Raw genomic sequence first — 22,143 nt, 5'->3', positions numbered from 1 at the left:
GCAGAGGCCTTCAGTCGTCGAGGTCTTCGACGGCCTGTGCGATCCGCTGGAGCTGTCGGGTCGCATCGCGGACTTCGTCGCGGAGCTGACGGACCTCGCGGACGAGTTCCTCGTTGCCAGCGGACTCTTCCTCGCGGCCGCCCATCCCGCCGGGGCCGCCGCCCATTCCACCGGGGCCGCCGCCCATCCCGCCGGGACCGCCACCGCCCATCATCCCGCTCATCATTTGTGCGAAGGGGTTGCCACCGGCGCCACCGGGACCGCCGCCGCCCATCATCTCTTCGGGCTCGGGGCGGTCGCCTTCCTCTCGCTCCTCGGCTCGTCGCTCGCGAATCTCCTCGACGCGCTCGCGGAAGGATTTCTCCTCGGAGTCAGCGTCGGCGTCCGGCGATTCGTCTGCGTCGTTCTCAGCGGCGTGATCGTCTGATTCGTCCGACATACCTGCGCGTACACCCTCGGCCCGCAAATGACTGTTGGTCGGAGCCGAAGACGCGAAACCGGGGTCGGTTCAGTACCCGGCTCAGGACGACGTCTCGATCCGACAGAATGCCTGCTGCGGTAGAACGTCCGGTTCGAGAAGGCTCGAAAGCAGTCGACCGATTACGCCAGCGCCGAGTCTTCCTCTTCGCCGTTCGGCTTCGACATCTGCTCGATGACGTCGTGGAGCGTCACGTCGTTGATGAGGATGACGTCGCCGACGGCGCGGACCCATCGATACGGGAGGATGACGCCTTTCTGTCCGCCGACGACGCCGGCGAATAGTTCGTCGTTCAGTTGAGTGAGCGCGAGTCCGGTGACGGCCTGCCGCTCGGTGAGGTCGATTCGGACGTCCGCGACTTCGCCGACGAAGACGCCTTCGTTCGAGTACACCTCGCGGCCGACGAGCGTCGTGATCTTCTCGGGTGTCTCGTCCATATGCCGCTGATCGGGAGCGTTCGTCTTAATTGTTCGCAGCGAGCCTCGCTCGGAGCCCTCGAAACGGCGGAAGCCGGCAGACGAGCGTCAGACGCCCGGTCCGCGAAACACCCATTTGCGGTGGCCCTGGTACGTCACCCGTCCTCGAACTCGTCGTCGGTCACGCGGACGACGACCGTCTCCGAGACTGGCCGGAGGTCGTAGGACGGGAGGGTGCCGTCCGGTCGGCGGGTGACGTACATCGGTTCGACGAGACGCCCGTCCTCAACGCCGTAGATGGCCACCCGCTCGCCGGTGTCTTCGGGCCGGACGTCGCCGTCGCGGACCGCCGCCGCGAGCGACCGACTCAGCCACTCGTCGCTCGAAACGCTCGGCTCACGGACGATCGCGAGGTCGACGAACCGGACGAGATACCAGTTCAGGTCGTTGCACAGCGACACCGCGGCGCCGAGGCTCACCGTATCGACGGCCAGCGAGTTCTCGAAGGGGGCGTAGCGCTCGTACGTCGAGAGCGCCTCGCGGGCCGTCTCCCGGGAGAGCAGTTCGTACTGGACGTCGACGTTCGGCGAGCCGACGAAGCAGACCCGCGTCACGGCTGTCGTGGGCGGCGACCGCCGGATCGCTTGCGGGCCGGTGCGAAGACGGAGTGCGACGACGTGTGAATCATTGGATCGGGGCCGCGCGACGGCGCGGCGTACGGTCCGGCGGTTTCGAATGTGGTCATAAATCGGTTCCGGTGCGAGGCGTCACAGGGCGAGGTGATAGGGACTATCGTACGTCCGCATAGATTTCTCGCCGGACCGTCCGGCGAGAATCTCCGAACAGTTACGATAATCCCTATGAAAGCGAACAGCCGAAAAGAGCGTCGGGAGGACGTGGGGGACGTGCCGTCAGCAGTGGCGCGGAGGAGTGCAGTCGTGCGACGTGTTTACAGCGCGAGCGACGCCGATCCTCACCGACTCTCGACGTCGTCGAGCCACGAGGTCGCACACGACTCGTCACAGAACGAGAGCAGTCGACGCTCGCGCGTCAGTTTCGAGCCAGCGGTGGCCGTCCGTTCGCGGTCGAGTTCGACCTGATAGTGCGGACCGCAGAGTTCGACTGGCTCACCGCAGGTCGGGCACGCTTCGGTGGTGGTGTCCCACTCGCTACGCGGGACCACCTGCCGCACGGTCCACTCGGGATCGCCGGACGACGGGGAGGGACGGCACGTCTTTGACATCGACCGTACGTACGGTCTGGAAGTATGTAAATGCATTTTAACCCGGTCTTTCACACGGAAATCTTACTGTGCGTAACTTTCACGCACAAACAGGTATACGTTCACACAATTTCGGGTGACGGACGTTCACAGGGAGACGATCTCCGCGTTCCGCCCCGCCTCGCGTGCGATGTCGAGAAGCCCATCGGGTTCGGCGGCGACGACGTCCGAGAGCGTCGCGTTCGTCTCCGGATGAGAGGGAGCGATCCGGTCACAGCCGACCGGGAGCGTCGCGTCCGTGTACGTCCCGAGATCCTGCGCTTCGGCCACGATGTCCGGCTTGTCGACGGTGAGAAGCGGTCTGTGGACTGGGATCGAAACCGCCGCGTCCGTCGCGGCGAGATTCGCTCCGGTCTGACTGGATTTCTGCCCCAGCGCCTCGCCCGTCGCGATGCTGTGTGCGTCGTCGCGTTCGGCGACTGCTTCCGCCGCGACGAGCATCGCGCGCCGGAGCGACAGCATCCGAGTGTTGTCGGTGGTCTCGACGACGCGCTCGACGAACGGGCCGCCGTCGACGATCCGCGGACGGATGTCGGCACGCGGGGCGCGTGCGGCGAGCGTCTCGGTCACTTCGAGGGCCCGCGCGCGGTGGTCGGAGCCGCCGTAGTCGCCGAGGTCGACGTAGACGGGAATCGCGACGACGCCGCGACGGAGGAGCCGCCACATCGCCACCGGCGAGTCGAGGCCGCCGCTGACGAGGACGACGGCGCGACCCTGCGTGCCGACCGGGAGGCCGCCGGGGCCGTCGAACCGTCGCGCCGAGACGAACGCCTCGGTCTTCCGCGCCTCGATCCGGTAGGTCCGGTCCGGATTGTCGAGGTCGACGGGACTACCCGTTTCCTCGCCGACGATGCGTCCGGCTTCGACCTTGATATCACGGGTCGAGAAGTCGTGGGCGTCTGCTGGCCCGATCCGGTCGCCGTCGACCGCGTACGACTCCGCGGCCGTCTGCGAACTGGCCGCAGCGAGCCGTCGGGTAGCGTCGCGGATCAGGTCGAGTCGGGGAGTGATGGCGACGGCAGGGCGGGCGAACGCGACGCCGGGCAGCGTCGCAGCGACCCGCGCGGCTGCCGTCGGCTGGTCTGTGCGGACGACGACGCGCGACCACGGACGTTCGACCGTCGCGTCAATTTCCGCTGCGGCGAACGCGGCCGCGAGGTCGGCGGCGACCCGCTCGGCCATCTTCGCGCGGACCGCGCTGCTCTTCGCGCCGAAGTCGCCGTGACCGACTAGCACGACGTTCGTCGGGTCGGTCGCGTCCGGGGAGTTCGTTCCGCTCACACACTATATTTTGCGTCAGCGGGTTTCAGAACGTCGAAACGCGTCGTGGGTTGGTACGGTGGGAGTCCTCAGAACGTCGACAGCTCACCGTCGATCACGCGCCGGGTGACGTCGGTGACGTTCGCCAGTCGGTCGTCGATGAGGTCACGGATCTCCGGTTCGATCTCGTCGAGTTCGACGCCTTCCTCGGTGACGATCTTCGCGTCGGCGACGTGGGGCTGGTCGATCGGGCGACCGATCTGTGAGAGGAGTCGGACCTGGAGGTCGCGGATGCCGTGGACGTCGTCGACGACGGTCTCGGCGATGTCCGTCGAGAGGAGGTTGTAGATCTTCCCGATGTGGTTGACGGGGTTCTTCCCGGAGGTCGCCTCCATACTCATCGGTCGGTTGGGCGTGATGAGTCCGTTGGCGCGGTTGCCACGGCCGACCGAGCCGTCGTCGCCCATTTCGGCGCTGGTTCCGGTGACGGTGAGGTAGATCGATCCCTCGGCGTAGTCGTCGGCGGTGTTGACGTCGACGTGGACCTCGCGGTCGGTCAGCCCGCGAGCGACCCCGCCGACGAACTCCCGGACGCGCTCGACGGCGTCGTCGTAGTCGTCGAGATCCTCGACGTAGGCGTCGACCATCGCCGCGGCGACGGTGATGTCGATGTGATCGCCCTCGCGCTTTCCCATCACCTTCACGTCGGGGCCGAGTTCGGGATGTTCGTCGGCGTACGCGCCGTTGAGCTCCCGCTCGACGGTCAGGACGATCTCCTCGGTTTCGGTGAGCGGCGCGTGGCCGACGCCGAAGGAGGTGTCGTTCGACATCGGGACTTCCGCGCCGTCCTCACCGAAGACGTCCTGGAGATCGCCGGAGCCTTCGCCGAGCCGCGTGTCGATGACGACGTCGGTGCCGACTTCCAGTTCGGGGATGTTCTCGTTCAGGTAGTCGCGGGCCGCGGCGATCGCCGCTGCGTCGACGGGGAGCCGCTGGCCGCCGTACGTCTTGGTCGCGCGGCCGACGATGAGAACGTAGATGGGTTCGACGATCTCGCCGCCGCCGTACTGGGGGGCGGACTCGCCGGCGACGAGTTGAGTCTCGTCGGTGTTGTAGTGGAGGACTTTGCCAACACGGTCCAGATAGAGTTGCGAGAGCGCACGGGAGACGCTCTCTGCAATGCCGTCGCAGATCGAATCCGGGTGGCCGATACCCTTCCGCTCGACGATTTCGACCTCCTGGTCCTCGACTGCAGTTCGGTCTGCAGCCTCGATAGCGATGTTCCGTTCGGTCATTACCCGTGGCTACTTCCCGGGCGGTTCTATAACTTGCGGAAAAGATCCGCTGGAATAATATTACTACCAGATATTTACTCGGCGTCGGATTCGAGTAGCATACCGAGATACGAGGTCCTGATCTGATCCGTCGGGTCGAGACCTAACGTCCGAAGGACGTCGAAGGCGCCCTCTCGGACGTTCGCGACGTCGTCGCTCGCTTCCGCTTCGGCTTCGACTTCGACGAACTCGCCGAGGCCGGCGACCTGATCGAGCGTGACGGTGTAGCCGTCGAGTTCGTAGAAGGTCCGGTGCTTTTCGACGACTGCTGCTGGCTCGAACCCGAGACCGTCGAAGATCGCTTCGGCGGTGTCGCCGTCGTCGACGCCGGTCTCGTGCTCCTCGCGGGTCTTCGAGTCGGCGTCGACGAGCGGACCCTTGTACGTCAGTTTGGTCGTCGCTGCACCCTGGTCCGCCTGCGCGGGGTCGTCGTCCGAGCGTCTGTCCAGTTCGCCCTCGACGTCAGACTCCCGCGTCTCGCGGCGGAGACGGAGCGCCTCGTCCGTCTCGGCGAAGTCGCGATGCGGTGCGTCGTAGTAGGTGTCGACCTGCGTGACTCGCTCGACGAACACTGCGTCCGCCTCGACGAGCGCCGGACGGATGGCGTCGTGTGCGGCGCGCAGTTTGACCTCGACCTCGAACATACCAGTCGGTCGGTCTCTCCGGAGAAAAACGGTCGGAATCGACCGTACGTAGTACCGGGGGACCGACAGTAAACATAGTTATTTATCATTATAGAACCCCTACGTTTGGACGGGATCATACTATGAGCAGTGAAACCGCAGAGCCTCCCGTTGACGCGATAGACGAGGATGTAGACGGTATCGAATCGTTCGGGATTCCGATCACCGCTCGCGTCGTCCTCGGTGCGATGGCAGGGGGACTGTTAGGAACGGTGGCGATGCTCCCCGTTCTCGTCGGTATTCCGGAGCTTCTAGGGCTATTCCGAACCGCACCAGTGACGCAATTTGCTGGACTAGCTTCGTTTTTCGGACTCGAACCGACGATCTACCTCGGCATCGTGCTGTTCGCCTTCGGCGGCACGGTCGCGCTCCCGCTGACGTTCCTCGTCGTCGGCGCGTTCCTCCCGCCGGAGTCGCCGCGTTACCTCCGCGGCGCGACGTTCGCGACGGCGTTCTGGTTCGGATTCGTACCGGCCTTCTGGCCCGACGTGGGGCTCTTGACGTCGTCGGCGTTCCTCGTCTTCTCGCTCCTCGGACACTGGATCTACGGCCTCACTCTCGGATTCGTTCTGAGCCGTGTGGTCGGGATCCCACAGCACGACGTGTGAGTGCGCCGCACTCACCTCCCTCTCTACATTGTTTGTTCCCGGCGAGGCATCCTGTTTGGTCACGGCGTAGCGTCCAGCGCAGTGTCTCGAGACTGTCGATTTGCGAGCGGAGCGTCCGAGCGGCCTCGTCGCCGTCGCTGACGCCAGCATCTGCGTAGCGGCCCACGAGCATCCCGGCAAACGGCCGCTGCGTCGGTGTTCTCTCCCCGAGTCGAAACGTGATTCTTAAGGGTCGCACGGGAGATGATCAGCGTATGAGTGACGAACAGCAGGCGGACGCCGCCGAATCGCAGGCAGACGCCGAGGACGACGTCGCCGAGGACGCTATCCAGGACGGCGACTTCGTCCGTCTCGCCTACACGCTCCGGACGACAGACGACGGTCGCGTCGTCGACACGACCGACCAGGAAACGGCCGAAGAAGCCGAAATCGACACCGACGAGTACGAGTTCGAGCCGCGCGTGATCGTCGTCGGCGCCGGACACGTCTTCGAAAGCGTCGACGAGGCGCTCATCGGCGCGGAGGTCGGTGACACCGGTACCGTCGACATCGCCGCCGCCGAGGCCTTCGGCGAGTACGACGACGACGAGGTCCGCACGGTCAGCGCCAACAAAATCGACGAGGAGAGCCGCTATCCCGGCGCACAGGTCCAGATCGACGGCGATCAGGGCCAGATCGTGACGATCGTCAGTGGCCGCGCTCGCGTCGACTTCAACCACCCGCTCGCGGGCGAGGACCTCGAATACGACTACGAGATCCTCGACGTCGTCGACGACCGCGAGGAACAGGCCGCCAGTATGCTGGAGATGTACCTCCAGGAGGCCCCCGAGGTCTGGATCGAGACCGACACCGTCGAAGAAGAGCAGGTCGTCGAGTCCGACGAGGACGACGAAGACGCCGAGCCCGAGACGGAGACCGTCGAAGTCGAGAAGGAGACGCTGTACATCGAAGCCACGCCGCAGATGACGATGAACCAGCAGTGGCTCTTCTCGAAGCAGCAGATCGCACAGGACGTGATGGACCGACTCGATCTCGACCGGGTCATCGTCCAGGAGACCATCGACGGGATGGGCGGAATGATGGGCGGTCTCGGCGGAATGATGGGCGGCGCAGGCGGCGCGGCCCCCGAAGACATCGAGGAAGCTATCGAGGACGTCGACGTCGACGCCGACGAACTCGCCGACGAACTCGACGCCGACCTCGAAGAGTAACGCACCCGAAAGCCGGTTTCGCGGCTCGAAGATCGATCGGGTGGTCGACCCCATACGACCCCCGCTACGTGATGCACACCAATGCCAGACGAATCTACGAGCACTGACCTCTCGAACGCCGGACTCGCTACCGACGATCTGCGGGTCGCGGTCGTCGCCGCGGCGTGTACGATCGGACTGACGCTCGGGCTCAGGTACGGCCTCGGCCGCGAGATCGCGTTCGTCTGGCGGCTGCTTCCGCTCGGTCCGTACTTTCTCTCGCTGTTCACGAAGCGGCTGCAGCTCGGCGGTCTCGACACCGCGCGGAACTGGTCGCTCCTGACGGTCGCAGTCACGCTCGGCGCGTTCGTCTACTTCGGCGTCGTCGTCTGAGGGGCCCCACGCTCGCGTCGATCGGTGAGAACGAGCAGTCAAAAATACCGGCCAGCGACGGCGGACTATGCGATGTCGCGGCTCGTGTCGACGGTGACGCGCTCGCCCAAGCGGAGTTTGATCGTCTCCTCGGGCGGGTGTCCGCCGCGGAACTTCGGAACGGCGAGTCGGTTCTCGATCTCGGAGCCGTCGATCTTCGTCCGGAGGTCGAACACGACGTCGGCCATATGCTTCGTGTAGCTCCGGTTCCGCGGTTCGGTCTCCTGTTTCATCCCGTGGACGATCGCCAGCCCGCCGGTGTTGACCATATGCGTCTGGAGTTCGTTCAGGAACTGGCGGTACCGCGCCGGCTCGGTCTCCTCTAACGCGTCGACGACGTCGATGACGAGGTTCGCGCCCTCGGGGAGGTCGCGAACGAATCGGTTCGCCGTGTCCAGCGGCGCATTACCGCCGACGTCTCTGACTGTCGGGTCGCCGACGTGTCCGGGCGCACGGTCGATCGCGTCGCGGATCGCCTGATCCGAGCGGATCGTCGTGAGATACAGCGTCGCCCGTACTGCCGTCAGTTCGTAGAGAAACAGCTCCGACTGGCTGGCGGGGTCCGCGGCGAGAAGCACGATGCTCCCCGGCGGGATCCCGCCGTCGAGCTGGCGATCGAGGACGCTGACGCCAGTCGAGAGTCTCCCTGCCACGACGGGGCGTTCGCGGGCGGGCGGCTTAGCTTTTTGGTCGGTCGCGGACTGCCTGTGCGAGGTCGTCGTACGCTCGTCTGACGGGGGGCGCAGCGAGCGGGTCGGCCGCAGGCGGGACCGTTGTGAGAACCGGACAGCCGAGCAAGTCGTCGACGCCGGGCGGCGCAAGCCGTGCCCGCGTAAGGACGCCACCGACGACCGGCGTGCCGACCGCGCGCGCCATCGCAGCCGTCTTCGCCGCGTCACGGAGCGCGGCGACGCAGGGCGTCGCGACGAGGAGGACGGCGTCGGCGACGCGCAGCGGGACGGTCGCATCCGGGCCGGCACCGGCCGGACAGTCGACGAGGACGGAGGCATCGTCGTCGCTGTCGACGAGCCGTCGTAGCCGTCCGCCGACGCCGTCGGGTGCGTCTTGCGGAGCAGGGAGGATCCGTGTTTCAGAACTGGGCGACGCCGGATCCGGATGGCCGAAGCCCCCGGGCGAAGGGTCTCGCGGGACGCCCGCGAGCGCGTGAAGGTTCGGCAGGTCGCAGTCGGCATCCACAGCGAGCGTCGGCCCGTCGACCGCTCGCGCCAGTCCCAACGTGGTCGTCGTCTTGCCGCTGCCTCCCTTCCCTCCGGCGATGGCGAGCATACCGTCGCTGGTCCCGTCTCGGTACTTGAACGCTCGGACCCAGATGAAGACGGATCGAAAACAGCCGACTCGCCGAGTTAGTCGTGACAGCAGCCGCCGGCCTCGCCACCGAAGTCGATCGCCAATGGGTCGGAGATCGCCTCGTTGATCGACTGCAAGCGCTCTTGGAGTTCCTCTTGGGCTTCCAGATAGGCGGCCATCTTCGGCATCGAGTGAAGCTCCTGCTGGGCGGACTGGACCTTCTGGAGTGCCGCTTCGCTCGCGTCTCCAGTCTGACGGGCCTGCATATACTGCTCGCGGAGCTCCTGGAACGTCGCGATCTGCGCTTGGACGTCGTCGTCGTTCTCGACGGCCGCTTTCGTTTCCTCGAACGCCTCGTACTCTGGCGTCGCCGCGATGGCTTCGCCGAGGTCGCTGCCGAGTTCTTCGAGTCGGTCTGTCTGGACGCTCATCGACGTACGTTCGGACGCGATGCGTTTCAAGGTGCCGGACCCAGAGAATCTCGGAGACGCTGGCCACCCACTGAGCCGCACTCTCACGGTCGTTCGCCCGGTTCTCGGAACCGCCGACGTTATCAGCGTCGACCGGCTACGGCGTTGCAATGAGTCAGGACGGCGCCACGGAGGGTGATCTCCGAAACACCGGGATGTCGCTGAAGCACGACCGGGAGTGGGACTACGAACTCGACCGCATCGTCGAAGCCATCGAAGAACGTGACGCGACGAAAGTCGGCCTGCAGTTCCCCGAGGGGCTGAAGCGCCGCGGGCCGGCCGTCGCCGACGACCTCCGAGAGCTGTGCGACGACGACGTGACGTTTATGCTGTCGGGACAGCCCTGCTACGGCGCGTGTGACCTCGACACCTACCTGATGCGGCGGACCGACGTGTTCGTGCACTTCGGCCACTCGCCGATGAAGGAATCGGACAACATCATCTACGTGCCGCTGTTCTCGAACGTCGATCCGTTCCCGATCCTCGAAGAGGCCGTCGACGAGTTGCCCGAGGAGGAGGTCGGCCTCGTGACGACGGCGCAGCACATGAATCGCTTCGAGGAGATGGTCGAGTGGCTCGAAGAGCGCGGCTACGACGTCCACACCCGCCGCGGCGACGACCGCCTGACCTACGAGGGGCAGGTCCTCGGCTGCAACTACGCCTCGGCCGACATCGACGCCGATCAGGTGCTCTACGTCGGCGGCGGGAAGTTCCACCCGCTCGGCCTCGCGATGGAGCACCCCGAAAAGAAGGTACTCATCGCAGATCCCGTCAACAACGTCGTCACCGTCGCGGACACGGAGAAGTTTATGAAACAGCGGTACGGCGCGGTCCACCGGGCGATGGACGCCGAGAAGTGGGGCGTGATCTTCTGTACGAAGATCGGCCAGGGCCGGATGGAGATCGCAGAGTCCATCATCGAGGACAACGACGACGCCTACCTCATCACGATGGACGAAGTGACGCCGGACAGGCTCAGGAACTTCGATATGGACGCGTTCGTCAACACGGGTTGTCCCCGCATCACGACCGACGACGGGCCGCGGTTCCACAAGCCGATGCTGACGCCCCAGGAGTACCGGATCGCCGTCGGCGACGAGCCGCTCGATTCGCTCTCGTTCGACACCTTCCACGGTACCTGGTAAGCTGCTCGACGGTACCGACCGGCGCGTGTGGTCTCCGCGGCGCGTCCCGCTCCCGCGTCGTGTTCTGCCGCTATGGCGTGTTTTGCTTCCGGCAATCGCACCGCGAGCGTGCCGTTCCTGTTACTCGTCGTCGCCGACGGAGTCGCCACTAGCAGCGACCGCGTTTTCGACGTACGCAACCGCTCGTTCGGCGGTCTCGACCGCTTCGACGTGAGCTGCGTCGTGCGTGCCGATGCCGGCCGTCGGCCGCTCGTAGACCGCAGCGTAGCCGAGTTCCGAGAGCGTCCCCCCGCTACCGTCGACCGCGACGACGGCGTCGCCGTTCATCACGACGAGTGCGTTGCGCGCGTGTCCGAGGCCCGTCGCGATCACCTCGTCGACGAACGAGTTGGCATCGGCGCGGTCGTCTGTCGGGAGGATCCCGATCGTGTGCCCGTCGGCCTCGGCGGCGCCGCGGCAGACGGCCTCCATCACGCCGCCGAGACCACCGCAGACGACGGTGTGACCCCGCTGTGCGATGTGTCGGCCCAGGTTCGTCGCCACTTCGGCCGTGTCGTCGTCGATCGTGCTGCCGCCGATGACGCTGATTCGCATAGCGGTCGCTCGGCGGGGATCGTGGAAGAACTTTCGTCTACGGGCGGACCTCGATAGATTCGATGTCGGCCACCGGGGACAGCGAATCGAGGTCGTCCGCCGGGCCACACCCGCTTCGGCGCTGCATCCGGAGCGGGAGCACCCGGTCGTCGCCGACGACGGGGCTCTGCGTCTCGACGATGTACGCCTCGTGTCGATTGTCGTGTGAGCACGGGACGAGACGCAGAACCCGTCGGTCGACGATCCCGTCGATGTCGACGTCTTTCTGCCGCGCGTCGATGGTCTCCTCGGTCACTGCGGCCACGCGGGTCGCGATCGGCGACGCGAACTCCACGCTGCCGACGGTGACTGTGTCCGTGTCCAGGGTGATCGCCACCTCGTCGCCCTCGCTCGCGCGTTCGATCTGCTCGAAGAGTTCGGCGGTCATCGGAGCCAGCTATGGAGGGAGCGCTCAAGAACCCTCCTACCGGACGCCGCGTACGGTTACTCCGCGTCGCGAATCGGGGACCCGTCCGCGCGCTTCGGTCCCTCGGAGTCGTACACGACGACGCCCTCGGCGTCGACGGCGGCGTAGTTGTCGCGGACGCCGATCGCCTCCTCCAGTTCGCGGACCGCGCGCTCTTTGAGCGCCGCCGCCAACTCCTCCGCGTCCGCGCGGGAGATGTCACGACCCAGCCCTTCGCACTCGTGGGCGCGGACCATCCCAGCCTCGTCGACGGCCTCGCCCATCGGCTGGCTCGTCCCGCCGAGCGCGACGCTGAACGGGTAGGTCTGACAGATGAGCGGGCGGTCCTCGTGGACACGACAGGCTCCGAGGCCGGCTTTCTCACCTCCGTCGTCGTTCTCTTCGTAGAACACGCAGTCGCCGCAGGCGTCCGTCTGGATCGCCCACTCGAACGTCTCGCCGTGGGGGCCGTCCTCGCCCTCGGTGATCCCGTACGGCATCGGGCGGGCGACGTCGCGCCAGTCGTCGGATTCTGCGGCGTCGCCATCCGAACCGTCGTCGGCATCCGACCCGTCCTCCGAATCGCCGTCGCTCTGCTCGTCACCGGCCCCGCTCTCGGCCGCTTGCAGCGCCCGCACCTCGTCGGGGAACACCGTCGCGGTGTGGGGCTCTCTGGTCTCGGAATCTGCGCTCTCGTGGCCCGTACAGCACGCGCCACAGCGCGTGCACTCGAAGCCGATAGACTCGATCGCGTCCGCCAGTTCCGACACCGACAGGTCGCGAGCGCGGGCGAGTTCGGTCTCCAGCGTCGGCGCGTCGCTCACGGCTTCTCTCACAGCGGCGCGGACAAAATCTTCTCGGTCAGCAACAACCGCTCCGACGTCGACCCGTCAGCGCGCTTCGACGGTCTCGGCCGTTCGGTCGAACACGACAGAGTTCTCCACGTCCAGTTTATCGAGGTGGGCGACGACGGTCGCCCGTGCGAGGTCGCGGACGCCCGTGAGGTCAGCGTCGTAGGCGGCGTCGAGCACCGCATCGACGCTCGCGGCTCCCGATCGGACGGCATCGAGGACCCGCTGTTCGCGGTCGAGCCGGTGCCGAAGCAAGCGTTCACAGGTGGCCCGCGTGTCCGCAATGGCGGGGCCGTGTCCGGGGTACAACTGCGATGGATTCCGGGCGTAGAGCCGCCGGAGTGCGACGAGGTACGCGCGGACGTCTCCCTCGGGCGCGGCGACGGCGACGCTCCCCTCGGCGACGGCGATGTCGCCACAGAGCGTCCCGCTCGCAGTCTCGAAGGCGACGTGGTCGGGCGCGTGCCCCGGCACGTCGATCACGGAGACGCCGTCGCCGACTGGCAGTTCGCTCCCCTCTACGAACGTCCGGTCGGGCCGGATCCCTGCGGCTCGCGTGAAGCGGTCCTCGCGGCCGCGACGACACCAGACGGTCGCGCCCGTCTCGGCGGCGTACGATTCGATACCCCCGACGTGGTCGGGGTGTGCGTGCGTGACGGCGATGTGGTCGACGGTGGCGTCGCCGACCGCGACGTCGAGGTCGTCAGTCCGGGCGGGCGGATCGACGAGCAGTGCGGAATCGTCGCCGACGAGGTACGCGTTCGTCGAGCCAGTCGGCACGCGGCCGTCGACCGGGACGGAGATGCGGCGAACGGGGGCGTCGCGTTGGCGGGCCGAAGTCACGACCCGAGGTACTGGCCGTCGGAAGAAAACGCTACCGTCACGGCTCCCGTAGTGAGTGAGCGGCGTGTAGAAGAAAACGGGAAGCGACGGAGGACGGGTCGCCGAAAGCCGTCAGGTGTTGAGGTAGTAGACCTGCTTTCGGGCGTCTTTGAAGCTGTATCGGGAGCCGACGAGGTCGGCGTCTTCCAGACGGTTGAGCGCGTAGCGGACGGTCCGGTCCGGAAGGAGCGATTCTTCGGCGAGTTGTCCCTGCGAGAGCGGCGCGTCGCCTTCGAGAACCTTGGCGACGAGTTTCGCGCTCGGCGGCAGCTCCCGGAGCCGGTCGCGGTACTCCGCCTCCGAGAGGAGGTCGTCGCCGTCTATTTCTGCGGTACTGGTGCTCATAGGCACACAGAGCAACGTATTCCTGGTAAATGTTGTCTACAAGTGAGACAATATAATCCGTAGACCTTAAACACATACAAGGGTGTGGAATTCTCATCCGAATACGGGGCGAGCGGACGGATCGTCGATCCGTTCAAGCGATGGCGGACGCGACGCGCATCCAGTACGGTTTTAGTCCGCGAGCGTGGACTGGCAGATAGCGTGAAAGGAAAGGAGTGGTACCAGGCTGACGACGTCGCCCAGGAGTACGACTCGAAGCGGTTCTCACGGGGCGGGAGACTCATCGACAGCCGCGAGAAACGGGCCGTCGTCGAAGCGATCGGACCTGTCGAGGACAAAGACGTCCTCGAAATCGCCTGCGGGACGGGGCGGTTCACCGTGATGCTGGCCGAACGCGGGGCGAACATCGTCGGACTCGACATCTCCAACGCGATGTTGGCCCAGGGCCGCGAGAAGGCTCGGCAGGCCGGCGTCGCCGACCACATCGAGTTCCTCCGCGGCGACGCCGCCCGGCTGCCCTTCCCCGACAACCACTTCGACGCCGTCTTCGCGATGCGGTTTTTCCACCTCGCGGAGACGCCGGCGAAGTTTATGGCCGAGATGGCTCGCGTCTCGAAGGACATCGTCTTCTTCGACACCTTCAACGAGCAGAGCACCCGCGTCGTCTACAACTGGCTGCTCCCGATGGGCTCGCATCTCTACTCCTCGGATCAGGTCGAACGGCTGCTCGACGGCGCCGGCCTGTCGATGGTCGACGCCGCACACGACTTCCTGCTGCCGTACGGCTTCTACCGCAAGATTCCGAACGGCATCGCCCAGGAGTTCCGCGACCTCGACACCTCGATCGGCGAGACGTCGGTCGGCGACGCGCTGGCGTCGGTCTCCTACTGGACTGCGACCGTCGACACCGCCAAGCACGGATAGCGCGAGCGGTTCCACGAGCCTCGTCTCGTACTCCGACCGCTCCGCCGGATCGCCCGGCGAGTCCGCGTCGCGGTCGGCCCGAGGTGCGACATTTAAGTTCTCGTGTCGCAACCGACGGGTATGGAGCTCTCGGTAGTGGTCCCGACCCTGAACGAACGGGACCATCTCGCGGCCACGCTCGACGTCCTGGCCGCGCACGCCCCCGACGCCGAGGTGGTGGTGGTCAACGGCCCCTCGGCCGACGGGACGACGGGGATGATCCGTGACCGAGACGACGTCGACGTGCTCGTGGAAGTCTCCGATCGGACGCTGAACGTCTCTCGCAACGCGGGGATTCGAGCCGCGTCGGGCGACGTCGTCGCGTTTCTCCGACACGACCTCGCCATCGAAGAGGGCTGGACGACCGCCATCGAAGCAGGGCTACAGAACGCGGCAGTCGTGACGGGTCCCATCCACGAGACGCTGCCGGCCGGGATGACGACGACCGCGCCGGAGACCCGGCAGATCCGCGGGCGCGACGTGACGTACTTCAACGGCGGCAACGTCGCCTTCCGCGCCACGGTGCTCGACCGCCTCGACGGCTTCGACGAGTACCTCGAAACCGGGGGTGCACGCGACGCCGCACATCGCCTCGCCAGCCTCGGCTACGACGTCGCCTGGGAGTCAGAGATGTCCGTCCGCACGGAGTACGAGGCCGATGGCGGGGTCGACGAACGCGACCACAGGTGGAAGTATCGGGCGCTGACGTACCGGCTGGTGAAAAATTACGGCCTCCGCCCGACCGTCCTCCGTCGGATCGTCTCGCACGCGGGCTCGGACGCGATTGCGGCCGCCCGCGACGTCGTCGCAGGCGATGCCACACCGACGGGGTGGGTCGGCACCGGACGCGACGTGGTCGCCGGCGTCGCGACCGGCTGGTCGGACGGCCTCGTCGCTCGCGCGAGAGATCAGAGCCCGACCCGGAATCCGCACGGCTGCTCGAAGCGCGCCGACCGGGCGGTCGCGAGGTACGACTGGCGCTGACTGCAGGAGTGAACCGGGACGTCACAGGGATTATCGTACGTCCTCATAGATTTCTTGCCAGACGATACGGCGAGAATCTCCGGACAGTTACGACAATCCCTATCAGTCTTCGCCGGGCGCGAGTCCGGGGACGACCCGCGAGGGGTTCGTCGAGAACGCGCGGCGCATCGCGTCCTCGGAGACGTCGAGCGTCAGAATCTCCATCACGCCGACGTTCGGGTGCGTCTCGGGTGCGCCGCTCCCGAACAGCACGCGGTCGGGGTGTTCCAGCAGCGCGCGTTCGAGAACGCTCCGGAAGTGGACGTGTCGCGTATCCAAGTAGAGCTGATCGTACTGATCGAGGAGTTCGATGGCCTCGAGCATCAGTTCGCGGTCGAGCGGGTAGCCGCCGAAGCCGGCGAGAACGACCGGAAACTCGCGATCCAAGAGCGTCTCGGCGACCGCCGCGGGCGGAAACTCGCGGCCGCCGTCGACGACGACCGGGAGGCCGACGTCCTCCAGTTGATCCAGCGTCGCCTCGTCGGGGAGTCCGTCCCGGTCGGGGGCGAGCGTGAAGCCGTGAAACCGGTCGTCGTAGGCGTACTGCTCGATGTCCTCGGGACTGGCGTGGTGTGACCCCCGCGAGGCGGTGAGGTTACGGAGCCGAGCCGACGCACGGGAACTCGGGTCGCGCGGGCCGTCGATGCGGGCGAACGCCAGGAACGGTCGCTCGACGCTCAGCCGCGCGACCGCGTTGTTCGCCCGGAGGTACCCCTCGTCGGCGGGGCGGCTCCCCGGCGAAACGACCGCCTTGACGACGCCCGCCTGGTGGAGTTCGCGTTCGAGCGATTCGGGCGTCGTCTCGCGGCCGCGGCTCGCGACCTCTGCCTCGTCGGTGGGATCCAACCGCGCGTGGAGGTCGACGACCCGAAACCCGTGGTTCAACTCGAGCATCGTCGGACACTGTCGCGGCGACGCAAATATACCTTGGCGAATGCGTCCGCTGCGTGCGGGCGGCTCCCGTCGTGTCCTGGCACCCGAGAACCATAGCTCAAGTGTCACAACCCGTCGCTTGCCTGCTGACACTCCGTAGCGAGAAACACACAATCACGCTTAGAAGCGTCTTAACGGCATTCAGACCCTAAAATTCGAAATGTACATATAGAACTGCTAACGTCTTTTCTGTCGAGGTTCCATAACTATGTCGACACGTATGCAGCCACTGTACGTTCTCTCCGGAAGCAGCGAGCGCACCCGCGGGGGTGACGCACAGGACTCGAACATCCGAGCGGGAAAGGCCGTCGCGAGCGCCGTTCGCACGACGCTCGGCCCGCGCGGGATGGACAAGATGCTCGTCGATTCGGAGGGCAACGTCGTCGTCACCAACGACGGCGCGACGATCCTCGAGGAGATGGACATCGAGCACCCGGCCGCACAGATGATCGTCGAGGTCGCACAGACCCAAGAGGAGAGCGTCGGCGACGGCACCACTACCGCGTCGGTGCTGACGGGCGAACTCCTCTCGCACGCGGAGCACCTCCTCGACGACGACCTCCACCCGACGGTCATCATCGAGGGCTACAACGAGGCCGCCCGACTCGCCCGGGAGGCAATCGAGAACCAGGTGCTCGACGTGACACTCGACGACGACGTGCTGGCGGCCGTCGCGGAGTCGTCAATGACCGGCAAAGGCACCGGCGACGTCACCGCCGACGTGCTCGCGCGCCACGTCGTCGACGCCGTCCGCGCGGTCCACGACGGAAGCGAACCCTTCGACGACGACGACGTGCGCATCCTCACCCGGACGGGCGCGTCGTCGTCGGCGACCGAACTGGTCGAGGGCGTCGTCGTCGACAAGTCGCGCGCTCACGACGGAATGCCCCGATCCGTCGAGGACGCGACGGTCGCCGTCCTGACGACGAAACTCGACGTCCGCGAGGGCGAAGCCGGCACCGAATACAGCATCTCCTCGGTCGACCAACTCGAAGCCGCGATCGAGGCCGAAGACGCGGAACTCCGCGGGTACGCGACGGCACTGGCGGACGCCGGCGTCGACGTCGTCTTCTGCACGAAGTCGATCGCCGACCGCGTCGTCGACCACCTCGCGCGGCAGGGCATCCTCGCGTTCAAGAGCGTGAAGTCCGCGGATGCGCGCGCTATCGCTCGGGCGACCGGCGCGAAGCAACTCGGCGACGTGCGCGATCTCGATCCCGCCGACTTCGGCCACGCAGACCGGATTGCGACCCGGACGTTCGGCGACGACGAACTCACCTTCGTCGAGGGCGGCGACGCCGCCAAAACGGTGACGCTCCTGCTCCGCGGCGGGACCGAACACGTCGTCGACGAACTCGAACGGGCGATTTCTGACGCCGTCGGCGTCACCGTCGCCGCGATCGATGCGGGCGGCGTCGTCCCCGGCGCCGGCGCGACCGAAGTCGCGGTCGCAGATCACATCCGCTCGGCTGCGAGCGGGGTGCAGGGACGGAAACAGCTCGCGGTCGAGGCCTTCGCCGACGCCGTCGAGGCGCTCCCGCGCACGCTCGCGACGAACGCCGGAATGGACCCGATCGACGCCGTCGTCGAACTCCGATCGACGTTCGACCGCGACGGCGTCGCGGGGATTCTCTCGACGGGGCGAACTGGCGACGTTGGCGACCCGATCGAGGCGGGCATTTTCGACCCCGCGGCCGTGAAGCGCGAAGCTGTCACCGCCGCCACTGAGGCGGCGACGATGATCATCCGCATCGACGACGTCATCGCCGCGAAGTAAGCGCGCCCCATCCCCAGTAATCGCTCTTTCCTCACAGAAGCGCGTCTCACTCCGAGAGCACGACGTCGTCACCGGGGGCGAGATCGAACGCCTCGTCCCCACGACCCCGATTCACGTCGCACTCGACGTAGCCGTGGCTCCCGACGGTCACCAGGTGTGCGCCCTCGGGAACGTCCGCAAACGCAGTCGCGACGGTCGCCGCGGTGCCGTTCACGTCGATGCCCTCGCCCTCACGACCGTCGAGGAAGGAGCCGGGGACGTTCGTGATCGCGTTGCCGAAGTCGTCGACGACGAGGACCTCGCCGCGCGCCTCGTTTGCACTGGCGTCCAGCGTCGGTTCCGGGAACCGGCAGTCGACGACTGTTTCGGGTGCGTCAGCGGCCGCGAACGTCTCCGCGTGTGTCACCGCGTCGATCGATTCGACGGCGCCGACGCCGACTTCGTGGACTTCGGCTGCGGCAGGGGCGAACACGTCCCGACCGTGGAACGTCGACGAGGCCGGATTCGCGTAGTCGTAGACGAAACACTCGACGGGGACGGTCTCGTCGGCGTTCGCAACGAGGCGACGCGCCGCCGGCAGCAACACGCCGTTGTCGGGGCCGACGAGCGCGTGCTCACCCGCGCGGACGACGAGCGCGTCGCGGTCGGTGCCGACGCCGGGGTCGACGACGACGAGGTGAACCGCGGGCGGGAAGTACGGGAGCGTCTCGCGACACCAGAACGCGGCGGCGCGGACGTCCTGGCGGGGGAGATCGTGGGCGACGTCGACGAGGCGGGCGTCGGTGTGCTGGAGGACGACGCCTTTCATCGCGGCCGGGTACGGGGAGCCGAAATCGGAGGCGAGCGTGAGCATTCCTCTCTCACTCGGGGTCCGTACTGCTGTCGCCGTTAGCGTCGGTGTCGCTGACGCGCTGGATGCGCTCTATGCCGTTGATCTCGTCGACGACGTCGACGACGGGGTCCGGTACCAGACTCTGCCAGTCCTCGCCGTGGATCATTCGCGAGCGGAGTTCCGCGCCTTCGAGGACGTCCCGATTGAACATCGGCGACTGGCGGACCTCGACGCCGGCCTCCGAGAACAGTTGGATGACGAGCGGGTTGTTGGAGTAGGCGACGTCGAACGCGGGCGACATACTCTGGACGTGGCTCACCCAGACGGAGTTCCGATCGAGGTCCTCGATCGGGACCGCGTAGGTGGTGATATCGAGGTCCGAGACGGACTTCGTCACCATCATCACCCGCTCGCCGGCCGTGAACGGATTCCGCGGGCTGTGAGAGTCGCCAGCCGATCCGATCCCGAGGACGAGTTCGTCGACTTCACGTGCGATCTCCTCGACCATCCGGTGGTGCCCGTTGTGGTAGGGCTGGAACCGGCCGATATAGAACCCCCGCATACCACAACTGTGGCTGCCATCATTTATAAATACCCCGAGACGCGGCAGAGCGGTAATACAGCACACAAGCGGCCTGAAACAGTCGATATCGCGGGTGCAGCCCTGACACATTCGAGGAGAAAGTATATCAGTCGCCCGGCCTACCGTATAGGTAGCGAAGTATTCTATGAGTAACGACACGGAAGCCGACGAGAACGCCCCCGAAGAGGGGGGCGGCGTCACCGACGAGGCGCCCGACTCACCGCCGTCTGACGGCAGTGAGCGGTTCCCCGACGGGGTCGCCGACGAACCGTCCGACGGAGCCGTCGGACCCGACGAGCGAGGCGACCGTCCCGGAGACCGGAACGGTCACTCCGATGGAAACGTCGAGGGTACCATCGAGGACCTCGGAAGCGACGTCGAAGTCGACGCCGAGGTCGCAGAGGACGTCGACGAAGACGACCTCCTCGGTGGACTGCGGATCGACTCCACAGAGGAGATCGACGTTCCAGACCGGCTCGTCGACCAGGTCATCGGGCAGGAACACGCCCGAGACGTGGTGATGAAGGCCGCAAAGCAACGGCGGCACGTGATGATGATCGGCTCGCCCGGGACGGGCAAGTCGATGCTCGCGAAGGCGATGTCGGAGCTGCTGCCGCCCGAAGAACTGCAGGACGTCCTCGTCTATCACAACCCCGACGACGGGAACAATCCCAAGGTTCGGACCGTTCCCGCCGGGAAAGGCGAGCAGATCGTCGAGGCCCACAAAGAGGAAGCGAGAAAGCGCAACCAGATGCGCTCGTTCCTCATGTGGATCATCATCGCGATCGTCATCGGCTACTCGTTCATCATCGCCGGGCAGATCCTGCTCGGCATCCTCGCAGCCGGTGTCATCTACCTCGCGTTCCGCTACGGCTCGCGCGGTGGCGACGCGATGGTGCCGAACCTCATCGTGAACAACGCCGACACGACGACCGCGCCCTTCGAGGACGCGACCGGTGCCCACGCCGGTGCACTGCTCGGCGACGTCCGCCACGACCCGTTCCAGTCCGGTGGGATGGAGACGCCGAGCCACGACCGCGTCGAACCCGGCGCGATCCACAAGGCGAACAAGGGCGTGCTGTTCATCGACGAGATCAACACGCTCGACATCCGCAGCCAGCAGCACCTGATGACGGCGATTCAGGAGGGCGAGTTCTCGATCACCGGCCAGTCCGAGCGGTCCTCGGGCGCGATGGTCCAGACCGAACCCGTCCCGACGGACTTCATCATGATCGCCGCGGGGAACCTCGACGCGATGGAGAATATGCACCCCGCCCTGCGCTCGCGGATCAAGGGCTACGGGTACGAGGTGTACATGGACGACACCATCGAGGACACCCCCGAGATGCGCCGGAAGTACGCCCGCTTCGTGGCCCAGGAAGTCAGCAAAGACGGCCGCCTGCCGGAGTACTCCGCCGAGGCGATCGAGGAGATCATCCTCGAAGCGCGGCGGCGTGCCGGCCGCAAGGGCCACCTGACGCTCAAACTGCGTAACCTGGGCGGGCTCGTCCGGGTCGCCGGCGACATCGCCCGCTCGGAGGACGCCGACGTCGTCACGCGCGATCACGTGCTGCAGGCGAAGGGCCGCAGCCGCTCGATCGAACAGCAGCTCGCAGACGACTACATCGAGCGCCGGAAGGACTACGAACTGCAGGTCTCGGAAGGCTACGAGGTCGGCCGCGTCAACGGGCTCGCCGTGATGGGCGAAGACTCGGGCATTATGCTCCCCGTGATGGCCGAAGTCACGCCGTCGCAGGGTCCCGGTGAGGTCATCGCGACCGGCCAGCTGAAGGAGATGGCCCAAGAGGCCGTCTCGAACGTCTCGGCGATCATCAAGAAGTTCTCCGACGAGAACATCTCCGAGAAGGACATCCACATCCAGTTCGTCCAGACCGGCCAGCAGGGCGTCGACGGCGACTCCGCGTCCATCACGGTCGCGACCGCGGTCATCTCCGCGCTCGAAGATATGGGCGTCGATCAGTCGCTCGCGATGACCGGCTCGCTGTCGGTCCGCGGCGACGTGCTTCCGGTCGGCGGGGTCACCCACAAGATCGAGGCCGCCGCCAAGTCCGGCTGTGACCGGGTCATCATCCCGGCCGCGAACATGCAAGACGTGATGATCGAAGAGGAGTACGAGGAGATGGTCGAGATCATCCCCGTCTCCCACATCAGCGAAGTGCTCGACATCGCGCTCGAAGGCGAGCCCGAGAAGGACTCGCTCGTCGACCGCCTCAAGAGCATCACCGGCTCGGCGCTCTCGCAGGGCGAGAACGTCTCCGGACCCTCGAGCCCGAGCCCGCAGTAACGTC

26 protein-coding genes are annotated in these 22,143 nt (G+C 66.4%); 8 read left to right on the top strand and 18 right to left on the bottom strand.

Annotation, left to right across the window (positions count from 1 at the left end):
- Positions 1 to 10: 10 nt before the first annotated feature.
- From D3D02_RS00420 to cyaB, 7 genes are all read right to left on the bottom strand, one after another.
- On the bottom strand, positions 11 to 439 hold the full coding sequence (locus tag D3D02_RS00420) for a hypothetical protein (RefSeq protein ID WP_121568021.1): 429 nt from the start codon (positions 437 to 439) through the stop codon (positions 11 to 13).
- Between the two features lie 161 nt (positions 440 to 600).
- Positions 601 to 915 (bottom strand): PRC-barrel domain-containing protein, encoded by a 315-nt coding sequence (locus D3D02_RS00415; RefSeq protein ID WP_121568020.1) that lies wholly within the window; start codon positions 913 to 915, stop codon positions 601 to 603.
- 134 nt (positions 916 to 1,049) lie between these two features.
- Positions 1,050 to 1,508, bottom strand: coding sequence for a DUF5804 family protein (locus D3D02_RS00410; protein WP_121568019.1), 459 nt, complete (start codon positions 1,506 to 1,508; stop codon positions 1,050 to 1,052).
- A 359-nt stretch (positions 1,509 to 1,867) separates the two neighbouring features.
- Positions 1,868 to 2,137 (bottom strand): hypothetical protein, encoded by a 270-nt coding sequence (locus D3D02_RS00405; RefSeq protein WP_121568018.1) that lies wholly within the window; start codon positions 2,135 to 2,137, stop codon positions 1,868 to 1,870.
- 126 nt (positions 2,138 to 2,263) lie between these two features.
- Positions 2,264 to 3,457 (bottom strand): tRNA sulfurtransferase, encoded by a 1,194-nt coding sequence (locus tag D3D02_RS00400; RefSeq protein ID WP_233560550.1) that lies wholly within the window; start codon positions 3,455 to 3,457, stop codon positions 2,264 to 2,266.
- A gap of 68 nt (positions 3,458 to 3,525) precedes the next feature.
- Positions 3,526 to 4,731 carry a methionine adenosyltransferase gene (locus tag D3D02_RS00395; RefSeq protein WP_121568017.1) on the bottom strand — a complete coding sequence of 402 codons (1,206 nt, stop codon included), beginning with the start codon at positions 4,729 to 4,731 and terminating at the stop codon, positions 3,526 to 3,528.
- Positions 4,732 to 4,805: 74 nt separating this feature from the next.
- Complete coding sequence (gene cyaB, locus D3D02_RS00390; RefSeq protein WP_121568016.1) at positions 4,806 to 5,414, bottom strand: class IV adenylate cyclase; 609 nt, start codon at positions 5,412 to 5,414, stop codon at positions 4,806 to 4,808.
- A 122-nt stretch (positions 5,415 to 5,536) separates the two neighbouring features.
- Between cyaB and D3D02_RS00385 the strand changes: the two genes are divergently transcribed.
- The 3 genes from D3D02_RS00385 to D3D02_RS00375 all read left to right on the top strand — a co-directional run bounded on the left by D3D02_RS00385 (position 5,537) and on the right by D3D02_RS00375 (position 7,644).
- Complete coding sequence (locus tag D3D02_RS00385) at positions 5,537 to 6,061, top strand: DUF6789 family protein (protein WP_121568015.1); 525 nt, start codon at positions 5,537 to 5,539, stop codon at positions 6,059 to 6,061.
- Positions 6,062 to 6,315: 254 nt separating this feature from the next.
- Positions 6,316 to 7,272 carry a peptidylprolyl isomerase gene (locus tag D3D02_RS00380; RefSeq protein WP_121568014.1) on the top strand — a complete coding sequence of 319 codons (957 nt, stop codon included), beginning with the start codon at positions 6,316 to 6,318 and terminating at the stop codon, positions 7,270 to 7,272.
- 81 nt (positions 7,273 to 7,353) lie between these two features.
- Complete coding sequence (locus D3D02_RS00375) at positions 7,354 to 7,644, top strand: hypothetical protein (protein ID WP_121568013.1); 291 nt, start codon at positions 7,354 to 7,356, stop codon at positions 7,642 to 7,644.
- A 65-nt stretch (positions 7,645 to 7,709) separates the two neighbouring features.
- On the opposite strand, the gene D3D02_RS00370 is transcribed toward D3D02_RS00375, so the two are convergent.
- From D3D02_RS00370 to D3D02_RS00360, 3 genes are all read right to left on the bottom strand, one after another.
- Positions 7,710 to 8,336, bottom strand: a complete 627-nt coding sequence (locus D3D02_RS00370) for a transcriptional regulator (protein WP_121568012.1) — start codon at positions 8,334 to 8,336, stop codon at positions 7,710 to 7,712.
- 25 nt (positions 8,337 to 8,361) lie between these two features.
- Positions 8,362 to 8,970, bottom strand: coding sequence for a CDP-4-keto-6-deoxy-D-glucose-3-dehydrase (locus D3D02_RS00365; protein ID WP_121568011.1), 609 nt, complete (start codon positions 8,968 to 8,970; stop codon positions 8,362 to 8,364).
- 77 nt (positions 8,971 to 9,047) lie between these two features.
- Positions 9,048 to 9,422, bottom strand: a complete 375-nt coding sequence (locus D3D02_RS00360; RefSeq protein WP_121568010.1) for a YlbF family regulator — start codon at positions 9,420 to 9,422, stop codon at positions 9,048 to 9,050.
- A gap of 149 nt (positions 9,423 to 9,571) precedes the next feature.
- Between D3D02_RS00360 and dph2 the strand changes: the two genes are divergently transcribed.
- On the top strand, positions 9,572 to 10,606 hold the full coding sequence (gene dph2 / locus D3D02_RS00355; protein WP_121568009.1) for a diphthamide biosynthesis enzyme Dph2: 1,035 nt from the start codon (positions 9,572 to 9,574) through the stop codon (positions 10,604 to 10,606).
- A 120-nt stretch (positions 10,607 to 10,726) separates the two neighbouring features.
- Here the strand turns inward: dph2 and D3D02_RS00350 are convergent, their stop codons facing one another.
- The 5 genes from D3D02_RS00350 to D3D02_RS00330 form a co-directional block, all read right to left on the bottom strand.
- A complete protein-coding gene (locus D3D02_RS00350; protein WP_121568008.1) occupies positions 10,727 to 11,200 on the bottom strand; it encodes a TIGR00725 family protein in 474 nt (157 codons plus the stop codon).
- Positions 11,201 to 11,237: 37 nt separating this feature from the next.
- Positions 11,238 to 11,627 carry a hypothetical protein gene (locus tag D3D02_RS00345; protein WP_121568007.1) on the bottom strand — a complete coding sequence of 130 codons (390 nt, stop codon included), beginning with the start codon at positions 11,625 to 11,627 and terminating at the stop codon, positions 11,238 to 11,240.
- A gap of 56 nt (positions 11,628 to 11,683) precedes the next feature.
- The gene (locus tag D3D02_RS00340; protein ID WP_121568006.1) at positions 11,684 to 12,469 is read right to left on the bottom strand and encodes a YkgJ family cysteine cluster protein; all 786 of its coding nucleotides are present in this window, start codon (positions 12,467 to 12,469) and stop codon (positions 11,684 to 11,686) included.
- A 66-nt stretch (positions 12,470 to 12,535) separates the two neighbouring features.
- Positions 12,536 to 13,339 carry an MBL fold metallo-hydrolase gene (locus tag D3D02_RS00335; protein ID WP_121568005.1) on the bottom strand — a complete coding sequence of 268 codons (804 nt, stop codon included), beginning with the start codon at positions 13,337 to 13,339 and terminating at the stop codon, positions 12,536 to 12,538.
- A 111-nt stretch (positions 13,340 to 13,450) separates the two neighbouring features.
- Positions 13,451 to 13,723: a helix-turn-helix domain-containing protein gene (locus D3D02_RS00330; RefSeq protein ID WP_121568004.1), complete on the bottom strand. Its 273-nt coding sequence runs from the start codon at positions 13,721 to 13,723 to the stop codon at positions 13,451 to 13,453.
- 201 nt (positions 13,724 to 13,924) lie between these two features.
- On the opposite strand from D3D02_RS00330, the gene D3D02_RS00325 reads away from it, so the two are divergent.
- Entirely contained in the window at positions 13,925 to 14,647 is a 723-nt protein-coding gene (locus D3D02_RS00325; RefSeq protein ID WP_121568418.1) for a class I SAM-dependent methyltransferase, read from the top strand.
- Between the two features lie 120 nt (positions 14,648 to 14,767).
- Complete coding sequence (locus tag D3D02_RS00320) at positions 14,768 to 15,670, top strand: glycosyltransferase family 2 protein (RefSeq protein ID WP_121568003.1); 903 nt, start codon at positions 14,768 to 14,770, stop codon at positions 15,668 to 15,670.
- A gap of 102 nt (positions 15,671 to 15,772) precedes the next feature.
- Here D3D02_RS00320 and D3D02_RS00315 read toward each other — a convergent pair whose 3' ends face one another.
- Positions 15,773 to 16,603: an amidohydrolase family protein gene (locus tag D3D02_RS00315; protein WP_121568002.1), complete on the bottom strand. Its 831-nt coding sequence runs from the start codon at positions 16,601 to 16,603 to the stop codon at positions 15,773 to 15,775.
- A 247-nt stretch (positions 16,604 to 16,850) separates the two neighbouring features.
- Here D3D02_RS00315 and thsA point away from each other — a divergent pair, with 247 nt between their 5' ends.
- Positions 16,851 to 18,419: a thermosome subunit alpha gene (thsA, locus tag D3D02_RS00310; protein ID WP_121568001.1), complete on the top strand. Its 1,569-nt coding sequence runs from the start codon at positions 16,851 to 16,853 to the stop codon at positions 18,417 to 18,419.
- Between the two features lie 46 nt (positions 18,420 to 18,465).
- On the opposite strand, the gene D3D02_RS00305 is transcribed toward thsA, so the two are convergent.
- Both D3D02_RS00305 and D3D02_RS00300 read right to left on the bottom strand, forming a co-directional pair.
- The gene (locus D3D02_RS00305; RefSeq protein ID WP_121568000.1) at positions 18,466 to 19,272 is read right to left on the bottom strand and encodes an S-adenosyl-l-methionine hydroxide adenosyltransferase family protein; all 807 of its coding nucleotides are present in this window, start codon (positions 19,270 to 19,272) and stop codon (positions 18,466 to 18,468) included.
- A 7-nt stretch (positions 19,273 to 19,279) separates the two neighbouring features.
- The gene (locus D3D02_RS00300; protein ID WP_121567999.1) at positions 19,280 to 19,813 is read right to left on the bottom strand and encodes a nicotinamide-nucleotide adenylyltransferase; all 534 of its coding nucleotides are present in this window, start codon (positions 19,811 to 19,813) and stop codon (positions 19,280 to 19,282) included.
- Between the two features lie 166 nt (positions 19,814 to 19,979).
- On the opposite strand from D3D02_RS00300, the gene lonB reads away from it, so the two are divergent.
- Positions 19,980 to 22,139, top strand: coding sequence for an ATP-dependent protease LonB (lonB, locus tag D3D02_RS00295; RefSeq protein WP_121567998.1), 2,160 nt, complete (start codon positions 19,980 to 19,982; stop codon positions 22,137 to 22,139).
- Positions 22,140 to 22,143: the final 4 nt, after the last annotated feature.

This window comes from Halobellus sp. Atlit-38R (assembly GCF_003665925.1).
GTDB lineage: Archaea > Halobacteriota > Halobacteria > Halobacteriales > Haloferacaceae > Haloquadratum > Haloquadratum inordinatus.
Note: the sequence above shows the minus strand (reverse complement) of the source record. Positions and strands in the feature narration are given on the sequence as shown.